This is a genomic window from Paenibacillus sp. 01T424 (genome assembly GCF_056398745.1).
Genome location: NZ_JBFTPZ010000023.1, coordinates 1 through 11905, shown reverse-complemented (window position 1 = coordinate 11905; position 11905 = coordinate 1). Strand labels below are relative to the sequence as shown.

Annotated in this window: 9 protein-coding genes and 1 pseudogene; 7 read left to right on the top strand and 3 right to left on the bottom strand. The window is 45.1% G+C overall.

What is annotated here, in order from left to right:
• Positions 1-73: 73 nt before the first annotated feature.
• Positions 74-1654: an FAD-dependent oxidoreductase gene (locus AC1DPK_RS17820; RefSeq protein ID WP_477511188.1), complete on the bottom strand. Its 1581-nt coding sequence runs from the start codon at positions 1652-1654 to the stop codon at positions 74-76.
• Between the two features lie 187 nt (positions 1655-1841).
• On the opposite strand from AC1DPK_RS17820, the gene AC1DPK_RS17815 reads away from it, so the two are divergent.
• The 3 genes from AC1DPK_RS17815 (at position 1842) to AC1DPK_RS17805 (ending at position 4565) form a co-directional block, all read left to right on the top strand.
• The gene (locus AC1DPK_RS17815) at positions 1842-2876 is read left to right on the top strand and encodes a phosphotransferase (protein ID WP_477511187.1); all 1035 of its coding nucleotides are present in this window, start codon (positions 1842-1844) and stop codon (positions 2874-2876) included.
• Positions 2857-3597, top strand: coding sequence for a glycerophosphodiester phosphodiesterase (locus AC1DPK_RS17810; RefSeq protein ID WP_477511186.1), 741 nt, complete (start codon positions 2857-2859; stop codon positions 3595-3597). The genes AC1DPK_RS17815 and AC1DPK_RS17810 overlap by 20 nt, the downstream gene beginning before the upstream one ends.
• 101 nt (positions 3598-3698) lie before the next feature.
• The gene (locus AC1DPK_RS17805) at positions 3699-4565 is read left to right on the top strand and encodes a MurR/RpiR family transcriptional regulator (RefSeq protein ID WP_430063153.1); all 867 of its coding nucleotides are present in this window, start codon (positions 3699-3701) and stop codon (positions 4563-4565) included.
• Between the two features lie 112 nt (positions 4566-4677).
• Here AC1DPK_RS17805 and AC1DPK_RS17800 read toward each other — a convergent pair.
• Both AC1DPK_RS17800 and tlp read right to left on the bottom strand, forming a co-directional pair.
• A pseudogene (locus AC1DPK_RS17800) lies at positions 4678-4875 on the bottom strand (transposase); the annotation flags it as partial.
• Between the two features lie 505 nt (positions 4876-5380).
• Positions 5381-5596 (bottom strand): small acid-soluble spore protein Tlp, encoded by a 216-nt coding sequence (tlp, locus tag AC1DPK_RS17795; protein ID WP_477511185.1) that lies wholly within the window; start codon positions 5594-5596, stop codon positions 5381-5383.
• A gap of 552 nt (positions 5597-6148) precedes the next feature.
• Here tlp and AC1DPK_RS17790 point away from each other — a divergent pair.
• From AC1DPK_RS17790 to AC1DPK_RS17775, 4 genes are all read left to right on the top strand, one after another.
• Complete coding sequence (locus AC1DPK_RS17790) at positions 6149-7540, top strand: ABC transporter substrate-binding protein (protein WP_477511184.1); 1392 nt, start codon at positions 6149-6151, stop codon at positions 7538-7540.
• 101 nt (positions 7541-7641) lie between these two features.
• The gene (locus AC1DPK_RS17785; RefSeq protein WP_477511183.1) at positions 7642-10536 is read left to right on the top strand and encodes an extracellular solute-binding protein; all 2895 of its coding nucleotides are present in this window, start codon (positions 7642-7644) and stop codon (positions 10534-10536) included.
• Between the two features lie 15 nt (positions 10537-10551).
• On the top strand, positions 10552-11505 hold the full coding sequence (locus tag AC1DPK_RS17780) for a carbohydrate ABC transporter permease (protein WP_144376841.1): 954 nt from the start codon (positions 10552-10554) through the stop codon (positions 11503-11505).
• Positions 11506-11507: 2 nt separating this feature from the next.
• The coding region (locus AC1DPK_RS17775) for an ABC transporter permease family protein (protein WP_477511182.1) at positions 11508-11905 on the top strand (398 nt) is incomplete at its 3' end.

Genomic DNA, 11905 nt, shown 5'->3' with positions numbered 1-11905 from the left:
GCAGTAGTGTAACAGCAAGCGGATTGTTTTTCCATAAATTTTATAAAAAGAGGATAATATTTTTATTTTCAAGCTATCGCTTCAAATTTTCTGGCCAATGCGTCTCAATGCCTTGATTTTGAATAAGCGTTAAAAAAGCTTCCAGATGCAGCTTATTTTCTCGTACTTCATGCGGGGTGACTTGATTTATAATGGAGTAAGCGGCTAAATAACCTGCTGATTCACCGATGTTCCATTCGGTTGGATGCAGTCGGTAGCAGCCGTTTGTAATTTGAGTGGTGCCAATATTTTTACAGGCAGGGAGCAAATTTTTCATCCGAACGGGGAGGAGGGCTCCGAGCGGAATTTCGTAAGGCAAGCTGGGAATGTAGAAGCCGCGATTGGATTTTGTTGTTGTGTGGAGATCTAGATGATAACTTCCGACGCCTACACTGTCCTCATATCGTTTGATCCCTTGATCCCCCCTGATTTCGAGGCTGACATCATGCTCCGTAATCGTATATTTCGCCTTTATTCTGCGAGATTCCCGTATATAAGGATGTTTGGCAATACCATCTTCTGTTCCAACAATGTCACCGCGAAGTCGAAGGCCGGGATAACCAATGCCTCCATCTGGACGCGGTGCTTCCGTTTGCAGCCAATAAACGAGCGATAGACTTTGCTGACGCGCACTCTTCAAATGTTTTTGTTTTTCTTCCTCAGTTACCTCATAAATAGGTCCTAAATAATAATCGTTTTGTGCCCAGTTAATTAAAGTGATATCGCTTTCAAACGAGCCTTCTTTAAACAAAGAACGGTCAATAATGCGCCTGTAAGTCCAGAAGGGCATGGGTTCTTTCCCATCGGGGATGAAGATGATTTCTTTGTCCTGATCCTTGTCATGAATGTCTCCCATTTTCCAGCCGAACAGCGGGAAGCGTGAATGCGCAGGAATGAAGCTTCGCCAAAAGTCATACTGCTCTGGTTTCTCAATCGTATAATCTGCATTCTCCATGTGATCTAAAGCAAAAACATACGTAAAGGATTGCATATCAAGGGAATCGGCCTGTTCGAGCGCATGCGGTTCTCCTGTTTCAGCTTTTGCTTCAGCTCCTGATACATACTCTGCACCGGCAAGAGGAAGAAGGTCGCCGCATTCGGTCGCGTCCAAATAGTAGGAGCCATGCAGCTTCTTCATTTCACCTGAGGTGATATGTTTGATAAGGACAGATTCAATCAAGTCTTCGTTTGTTTCAGAGGACTCTAAATGATAGCCGAGTAGAATAGTTATTTTTCCACTACTGATATGAGGAGCAAGCATAGTCTCAAGCACATGAAGCGCGGCTTTTGGTTCATGGCAAAGTCGGCTGACCCAGCCGTTTCCTGGGTTTAGGCGATCATTATTTTTGGCGTCTTCTACTAAGGGATAGTTTTCCTTGTAATAACGGCGAATACGGTTGCGAAACTCACGATATGTACGGGTACAGCCGAAGCTTTCAATCCAAGGATGCTCGTCGGGAGGAACGGCTTGACTAGTCAACTGCCCGCCAATCCAATCTGTTTCTTCCGTAACAATCACCTTCATGCCTAACTTAGCTGAGGATAGTGCAGCCATGCATCCACCAAGCCCTCCGCCAAGTATAATGATGTCAGCCGTAATCGATTGTTGTTCCATTCGAGTCCCGCCCTTCTAGAATTGAATGAAAATTTGCTATATCGTAACACGAGATAGAGATTATATCCACCAATTATGATATTATTAAAAAAAATATCTTTTTCAAAATTCTGGCAGTCCATGAAGCCAATATCCGAACATTATTTTAATTTGTGAAAGTCAATTGAAGGAAAGAGGAGGGATTCTATTGCCTCAAGATATCAGTATGCAATGGGTTACGAGTCTTTGTATTCATTATGATATTGGAGTGCCTCTCATTCAGCCAAGTCCAGTCACTGGCGGTTTGCTTCATCACATGTGGAAGCTCAGCACAATAGAAGGCCAATTCGCCTTGAAAATATTAAACCCTGAAATTATGTCAAGAGCAGGTGTCTTGTCCAATTATTTGCTCTCGGAGCGTATTGCAGCAGCCGCAGCAAGTGCAGGTATACCTGCCGTCTTAGCAAAGACGGTTAATAATGACATCATTACTCAGGTTTCTGGTGTGGATGTTATGCTATTTAATTGGATTGATGGGACTGTCATTACTCCTGCTGATTGCCGCAGGGAACACGCGAGTATAATTGGAGCTTTGCTTCATAAAATCCACAACTTAAAATTCGAGGAGCAACATAGCCCACTCTGGACTTCCTTCGGGCAGGACTACTTAAGGGAATTGATAGATGATGGACTTAGGACAGCGACGCCATGGGCACAGCAGATTGATGCTGGATTCAATGACTTGTTAGAATGGAATCATCAGTATCAGCAAGCCAGCCAGATGTTGAACGATAGCCAGTGCTTCAGCCATCGCGATTTAAATCCGAAAAACGTCGTTTGGAAGGACGGTCTTCATCCGCATATTATTGACTGGGAAGCAGCTGGTTCAACAAATCCAACAATGGAGCTGCTTGATGCTGCCTTAAGCTGGAGCGGGATTGATACGGGTCACGTCAATAAAGAGATTTTTATGACGATGCTAGGCTCATATCAAAAGGCCGGTGGGACAAAGCTAACGCATGTGAAGGAAGCTTTCTACGGCAGAATGGGCAGCATGCTCGAATGGCTGGAGTACAATATGAGACGTTCGCTGCACAAAGATATTTTCGGTGAGCCGGAGCAGCAGCTTGGCAATGAGCAGGTGCTGTTGACCTTCTCGTCCTTAAAGGAAATGTCAGCAAATATTGATGAGTGGATGGAATGGATAGAGGAGAGGGATCAGAATGAAACCAGCAATCAATAAAAAAATTATCGTCATTGCCCACCGAGGTGCGGCCGGGTATGCACCCGAGAATACGATGGCGTCCTTTCAGCTTGCGATTGAGATGAAGGCTGATTTCTTGGAACTGGATATTCAGCTTACGAAGGATGGGCAGCTTGTTGTTATTCATGATACAGAGGTTGATCGTACGAGTAATGGCAGAGGCAAGGTGCTGGACTTTACGATGGCTCAGCTGAGTGAACTGGACGCAGGAAGCTGGTTTAATGCGAAATTTGAAGGTGAACGAATTCCAACACTATCAGAGGTATTCGACTTATGCAAAGGGAAAATCGGTATCTTAATCGAGATTAAGGCGCCTTGGCTATATCCGGGGATAGAGCAGAAGTTAGCCGAAGAGCTGCGTGCTCACGGCATGCTGGATGAAGATCCTGCTTCTATTATTGTTCAATCTTTTGATCAGAGCTCTGTGAAGCGATTTAGTGCTATTATGTCCCAGGTTTTAGTTGGTTTGCTTGTTTATCAGTCTGAAGATGTAACGGCAGAGAAGCTTCAAGAAACAGCTGTGTATGCGGATTATGTGAACCCGAGCTTGAATCTCGTTACAAAAAGTTTCGTAGATACCATTCATGCATTAGGCAAAAAAACGACGCCTTGGACGGTTCGTTCGGCAGCGGAAGTGCCGCCATTGCTCGATCTTAACGTTGATGGCATTATTACCGATTATCCTGATTATGTGAAGTGATAGGGATTGATCAGGATGTTTTGAGGGTATTACCTTTATTGTAAGCCATGAGTAGATCATTTAACTATTTAGATAAGTACACTATGAAGCGAGCTGATACGATGAAGATGGCAGGTCAAAAAATTAACCAATCCAATACGCTTTTGTTGATTTCGAGTATATATACTTCCTTGACCAAAGCGGAAAAAAAAGTAGCCGACTATGTGAAATCAAATCCCGAGGAAGCGGTTATGGCGACGGTAACCGATTTATCTGAGCAGGCGGGGGTAGGCGAAACGTCCGTTATTCGGTTTTGCCGCAAGTTAGGCTTCCGCGGTTATCAAGAGTTTAAGCTTTCTATTGCGCAGGATTTGGTCAACCGTCCGTCGTACTCGACCGTTGAAATAGAAGAAGAAGACAGCACGCTGACGAAGGCAAGAAAGATTACGCTTCGCAACGAAATGATGCTGAAAAATACGCTTGATCTAATCAATCCGGCGGATTTGGAGAAAGCAGTCCATCGGATGCTCGCAGCGGACAAAATTTATATTTTTGGAGTAGGATCATCCGGTATTACAGCGCTTGATCTTCATTATAGGCTGATGCGAATTGGAATGAATGTGGAGGCGCATAGGGATTCCCATATAATCGCCATGTCTGCATCGCTTGTGAAGAAAGGGGAAGTGGTGTTTGGCATATCAACCTCGGGGAGCACGAGGGATCTGGTAGATCCGCTGCGACAAGCGAGAGCTAATGGAGCTGAGGTCATTTGTTTGACAAGCCATATGCGTTCTCCGATAACAGCACATGCCGACACCATTTTATTGGTGCCCTCACGTGAGATGCCTACCGAAGGCGGATCTTGGTCTACAAAAATTACTCAGGTACATCTATTGGATATTTTGTGCAATTTGTTGTCTCATAAGAAAAATAATGCTACAGAAGCTTTGGAGAAGACGGCTCGCTCCGTCGTAGACAAGCTGTATTAATGGATAGGGCACTCTTTCGATCATATCGCAAAGCCCATCAAAAATAGGGCTGTCTCAAAAGCGTTTAGCTTCTGAAGGAATTGCTCACATGAAAAATAGCCGTACAGGAGAGCTATTCCTGTACGGCTATTTTTCTATTCTGGTCTGTATTTGTTTGCTTCATYAGATCGTGGAAAAGCGAAAGCCACCTGACCTCTAGACTAACCTTAGGCAAGCAGCAGAGCAGAAAACGCCGAAATCCCCGGTTATTCTTGATCTGCCCGATTATACTTTCGGGTTCAATCATTCGTCTTACCGACAACGTATATCCTTACACTTTTCCTTTGTTTTAATGCTATTTTGAGAAGTCTCCAACTCCAATTTCCGCGATCTATGTCCAGCTATCCTGCAAAATTGCAGGAACTTCGCCCATGTTTAGCTGTGTTGGAGATCTATGTTGTATTTTTGCAATAACTTGCTATATGATCTGCCATTTTAGTACTTTAAGAGCGCTTATATTGTAGGAAATACAGTATAGCTGCACGTAAGTGTGAGAAAGAAGCCGCTATCCTGCGAATATGCAATATAGAAAATAATGAAGGACAATGTAGAAGTGCAGAGTTGCCGAATTAGAAAAGGGGATATCCCAAAAGGGTAAACCTGAGAGAGAGAATCTCATAGGATGTGCAAAAGAACCTTCAAAACCACTATGAAAGTGAATCTGAAGGTTCTTTTTTGCCAGCATATTACGTGAAAAGTGGGGGCTGAATGATTCGGAAATTGCTTTAGGGTCAGCCCCCTTTTCTTTGATGGGTCTCTATGAAGATAAAGAGCGTTTATTGCCCTGCTTCGTCCTGCTTCTCCGCTGCGAAAGATTGGATGCTTTCTTTGCGGCGCTCGTTTTTAGCTTCAATCGATCGCTGCTGATCCGAAGATAATTCATCAGCAAATTCATTTAAGTACTGTTCAGCTTCTTGCAAATTTTCTTTTGTGTTGTTAATATGCTGCTGCAAATGAGCGGCATTATCTTCTCTGTTGTCTGGTTTAGCCATTTGTAATCCTCCTCTCTGTACAATAGTCCTAGTTAAGATGTCCGACAAGCACCGAAATTATGCCAATAGAGAGCGCTGGCAGCTAATGTTTAAATTTTCTGACAATATAGAATAAAGGCATATTTTTTTAATATATAAATTAATAGTGGAGAAAAAATCCATTGTATGATAGCTTAAAAAAGGATTCAGCCAGAAAAGGACGAACCTTTTAAAATACGATTTTTCCAAACGGTTTTAAAGCAGATTTTCGAATAAAAGAATTTTCTTTCAGAAAAAATAAAATTATTGAAAAATTCCTCCAGTGATGATATGTTGTAAACAGGAAAGATCATCACTTTCTGGAAGGATTTATAGCATCTCATTATTGGTGGACTACCATGACAATCACATAAAAAGTAAGCCGAAACCTTCCAAGTAAGTGGGGCATGAAGGCATCGATGCGGGGTTGGAACTTGAACTGATAACAGGGAGGGATGACCAAACAGCAGTTGATCGCAGCAAATGTAGAGTAAGCATGAGCTCTTGCATTTCATCCATTGGAGGGGTAAAGCTATGCGGAAAATAAAATTATTTGCAATGGTTTTATTGGCGGTTACGCTCGTTTTTGTATCGGCATGCAGCAAGGGCACCAATAACGGAAGTGAGAAAGCTACGAACAAGCCTACGAATGATACGACTGCCGAAACGGCTACACCGACAGAAGCTCCGCCTGTAGAGCCGGTTATCGACATGAACGGCGAGACGTTAAAAATTATTCACTGGGTCGACGGACCGTCAGAGGATACGCCGGAAGGTGCAGCAACACTGGAGAAGTGGCGGGCTGCCGAGAAGAAATATAATGTGAAGATCGTGTGGGAGAAGGTGCCTTGGGGCGAAAACATAAAAATGGTTACAAACGCCGCGCTCTCTGGTGAGTCGGCAGCCGATATCGTACCTTTGGATTACTATTTTGCAGTGCCGGCCATCAATCAAGGATTGTTTATGCCGGTGGATGATTTCTTCAATTTTGATGATCCCAAATGGCCTGCAGGCTTGAAGCAGCACGGTGCGGTCAATGGCAAAATGTACGGCTTTACCTCCAATATCAACAACGCCTCTGGTCTCTACTACAATAAAACATTATTTGAGCGCGAAGGTCTTCCAGATCCGCATGATTTGATCGCTCAAGACAAATGGACATGGGACGCTTTCCTAGACATCGCCAAAAAAGCGACAAAAGATACGAACGGCGACGGTGTAATCGACCAATGGGGCGTCACCAATATCGTCGGAAATCTATCACGCATCTTGATTCACTCCAACAACTCCTCCTTTATTACACTCAAAGACGGCAAAAACGTCTTCAACTATGACGATCCAAACCTACTAGAAGCACTACGATTTTTTAGTGATCTATTTAACGTGCATAAAGTCGTCGCTCCTAACAAAAACGAGAATTTCGAGGATTACAATGAGTCGCAAACGTTATTCAACTCCGGTAAAGCCGCAATGGTGACTGGTGAAGTATGGGAAGGCGCAACAAGAACAACAATGACCGATGAGCAAGGTTTTGTTTATTTCCCCAAAGGTCCAAAAGCAACAACATGGCAAGGCAGCATTGAAAACTACGTGCAGTTCTATATCCCTGCCATCGTCAAGAGAGCAAAAGAGAAAGCTTATATTTGGGAACAAATTCAAATGTGGGATCGCGTAGAGCCGATTAACCGCGAGGAAGCGGAGAAGCAGCTGCTTGCTGATGAAAGCGATATTGAAGTGATGCTCGATTCTCTCAAATATGCACAGCCTATTTTTCTGCCGCTAGGCGGAGCTTTAAGCGATATTTCCTATTCAATTGCCAATCGCGGCGAGTCGCCAGAGACGGTGCTTGAGCGAAATAAACAAATTGCGCAGGATGCGATTGATAAGGATTTGAATACACAAACAACAACAAAGGCAGCACAATAAAGGATGAGACTAGATTGATGAAACAGCATCGCAGGGAATCCCCATAAGGGATTCCCATCCTTTTATATGGACGACCATTTAAAGAGGAATGAGGGGTTAGCATGCTGAAGGTAACCAGGAAAACAAAGAGAGTAGTTGGCGCACTGCTGGCTCTGGTCCTATGCCTGACAATCGTCTCCATTTATCCTGCGAGCCGCTCCTCAGGCAGCGATCACATACTGGAGTCTACTCATGCGGCATCAGCCTTATTGGAGAAGAAATTAGCAAACCTTCCTTCAGCAGGAAATCGCTATGAAGAGTATGCAGCTGAGTATGCAAATGTGCCGCATCCATCGATCAATCAAACAATTGAAGCCGAATCCTTTGCTGCGATTGAGGGTATGAATGCTGAAAAATTTGAAGTTTACGACGGTGCCGAGACGCCAGTCGTTGAAACGGAAGATTCAGGTGTGATTCATTGGGATGTTGTTGTGCCAGAAGACGGATTATATCATATGGCTTTGCGCTATTTTCCGGTGGAAGGCAACACTTCACCCATTGAGAGAGAGCTGCGTATCGACGGTGAAGTTCCTTTTGAAGAAGCATCCAGACTTGTTTTCTCACGGGTATGGCGCAATGAGCTGGCCGAGCTAGAGCAGGATGCCAAGCAAAATGATTTGCGGCCGAGACAAGTTGAAAGCCCGCAGTGGCAGGAGAGAGTATTGCGTGATGCGGAAGGTTATTATCGTGAGCCGTTCTCCTTTTATCTATCCAAAGGCCAACATCGAATTTCACTCGTTTCTCTAAGAGAACCGATGATTATAGACTATTTGAAGCTTTACCAGCAAGAAGAAATTCCTCCCTATGAGAAAGTAGCACAAGGGTATCAAGAGCAAGGCTATAGTGCGACGAATGGCTTGTTTATTAAGCTTCAAGGCGAGGACGCCGCGTTCAAATCGAATCCCTCATTGTATCCGCTGAATGATCGCTCCAGTCCTGGCACGGAACCCTATCATGTATCAAAAATTAGAATGAATACAATCGGAGGCGTCAACTGGAAAATTCCCGGACAGTGGATTTCGTGGAACCTTGATATTCCAGAAGACGGGCTTTATGAATTTGGCCTTAGATACAAGCAAAATACGGTCAGAGGCGTCAACGTAGTTAGAGAGCTTTCCATCGACGGGAAAATTCCGTTCAAGGAGGCGGAAGCTATCCCTTTCCGTTATGACGGTGCATGGCAGATTGGAATGCCTGGCGAGGATGGCAAGCCGTACTTATTTTATTTGACCAAGGGGAAGCATGAAATCAAGCTGGAGCTGACGATGGGCGACCTCGCTGAAATTATTCGAATGGTGCGTTCCAGCATCCAGCAGCTCAACGCATTGTATCTTAAAATCATCATGATCACTTCGGCTTCGCCAGACCCTCTGCGTGATTATGAGCTGGAGAAAAAAATTCCTGAGCTGCAAAAGGTGTTTAAGGAACAGAGCGAGTTTCTTACCGCCGCAGCAGATCGGATGGATGAGCTGGTTGGCGGCACGAGCGCCAGCACGACGATCTTAAGAACAACCTCCTATCAATTGAAGGATATTGGAAGCCGTACCGAGACGTTGACCTCACGGCTCAAAGGCTTCAAGGATAATGTGACCGCCCTCGGCACTTGGCTGCTTACCGTAAATCAACAGCCGCTTGAAATCGATTATTTGTTTTTCAAATCGCAGGACGTACCTGTGCCGAAGGTCAGTACTGGAATCATCGGGAAGTCTGTACATGAAGTGATGTCCTTTGCCAGATCGTTTTCCGAAGATTACAGCCACATCAGCAACGTCAAGCAAGGAGACAAGGAAGTAACCGTGTGGATTGCAGCAGGAAGAGATCAGGCTCAGCTGCTTCGGTCTATGATTGACAACACCTTTACGCCGCAAACCGGCATTTCAGTTAATTTACAGCTCGTGAATCCAGCAGTCGTTCTGCCGGCAACGCTAGCCGGGAAAGGCCCGGATATCGCGCTGACCCAAGGCGATGTAATTAACTTTGCGATGCGGAACGCACTTCAGGATTTATCCAGCTTCCCGGAATTTGCACAGGTTAAGGACCGGTTTATGGATAGCGCTTTCGCAAGCTTTAAGTATCAGGACGGCGTGTTTGCTCTACCAGAAACACAATCGTTCCCAATGCTATTCTATCGCAAAGATATTTTGGAAGAGCTGCGTTTGGACGTGCCGCAAACATGGGAAGATATGTACCGTATCATCCCCGAGCTCCAGAAGCACAACATGGATTTGGCGCTGCCGCAAAATATCGTGTTTGAATCGATGCTCTATCAAAATGGCGGCCAATATTACCAAAAAGATGGGATTGCAACGGATCTTGATTCGGCCATTGGCATAGAATCGTTCCAAAAGTGGACGGAGCTGTATACCAACTATAAGCTGCCAATTGAATTTGATTTCATTAACCGTTTCCGCACAGGTGAGATGCCAATTGGTATTGCGGATTATACCACGTTCAATTTCTTGACGATTTTTGCCCCGGAAATTAGAGGCCAGTGGAGTTTTGTCGCGGTCCCGGGCACGAAGAGCGAGGCGGGAACGGTTCGCCACGACACACTTAGCTCAGCTACAGGCACAGTGATGTTCAAAGACGCCAAAAATAAAGAGGCAGGCTGGGCGTTTATGAAATGGTGGACGGACACGGAGGCACAGGTCACGTTTGGGCGTGAGATGGAAGCGATATTAGGGGAATCGGCGCGATATGCAGCTGCGAATTTAGAAGCTTTGCAGCGTCTTCCATGGTCAGCAAAGGAAATGAATCAGCTGGTTGAGGAGCTGAACTGGGTCGTCGGCAGACCTGCTGTCCCAGGCGGTTATTCACTCGATCGGCACATCTATAATGCCTTTTACGAGGTGTACACCGACGGCAGCGAACCGCGGGAAACGCTGGAAAACTATGTCCGAACGATCAATCAGGAAATTACGATCAAGCGCGAAGAATTTGATTTGCCGACAAAGTAGAAGGGAGGGGTCCATATGATTCAGCTTGTTAAAAAAAGCAAGTTAAAATTGGACAGCAAAACGCTGCGGCCGCGGTTGAATCTGAAGTGGAAGGAAGTTTCGAAGAACAAGGTTTTATATGCCATGATTGCACCGTTCTTTCTAATCTTCTTCACCTTTACCGTCCTTCCCGTCTGCTTATCGCTGCTGGTCAGCTTCACTAACTTTAATATGCTGGAGTTTCCGAAGTGGGTAGGCTGGCGCAATTACGCTCAATTGTTCGTTAGGGATGATGTGTTTCTAATCGCTCTAAAAAACACGTTGATCTTCGCCGCAATCACAGGACCTGTCAGTTATATCGCCTGTTTTGTGCTCGCGTGGATTATTAATGAGTTTCCGCCAAAGATTAGAGCTTTTGCGACGCTGGTTTTTTATGCGCCTGCCTTGTCAGGGAGCGCCTTTATCGTGTGGACGCTCTTGTTCAGCAGCGATTCCTATGGATATATCAATGCCTTCCTGCTCAAATGGCATTTGATATTGGAGCCCATCCTTTGGCTCAAGACACCAAAATATATTCTTCCGATCATCATTATCGTACAGCTTTGGCTCAGCCTTGGAACGAGTTTTCTTGCCTTTATCGCAGGGCTGCAAGGACTTGATAAAACGTTATTCGAGGCGGGTGCGATCGATGGCATACGCAACCGCTGGCAGGAGCTTTGGTTCATTACGCTGCCTTCAATGAGGCCGATGCTGATGTTTGGTGCGGTCATCCAAATTACAGCTTCCTTCGGCGTTGCGGAGGTAGCGACTGCGCTCGCTGGGTTCCCAAGCGTGAAGTATGCGGGCCATACGATCGTTACGCATTTAATGGATTACGGCTCCATTCGCTTTGAGATGGGATACGCCTCTGCTATTGCGACCGTGCTGTTCGCAATGATGCTCGGCTCGAATCTCATTGTGCGTAGGCTGCTGGCGAAGGTCGGTGAGTAGCGATGATCACAATTCGTCTAAGAAAAAAAAGAATAAGCCGCTCATGGATGGGCGATGTCTTTCTGTTCTTGCTGCTTGCAGCAGTAGGATATTTTATGGCAATGCCGCTCGTATTTGTGATCAGCAATGCATTCAAGCCGATTAACGAAATTTTGAAGTTTCCGCCTGATTTTTTGGTCAAAAATCCAACATTCACTAACTTTACGGACTTATATCATCTGCTTTCCGGCTCATGGGTGCCTTTTACTCGTTACATTTATAACACATTTTTTATTGCGATTGTTGGTACGGTCGGTCACGTGCTCATTGCTTCCCTTGCAGCTTATCCACTGGCGAAGCGGAAATTTCCAGGAAAGGGATTCCTTTTCACCATTGTAGTGCTATCGCTAATGTTCTCAGC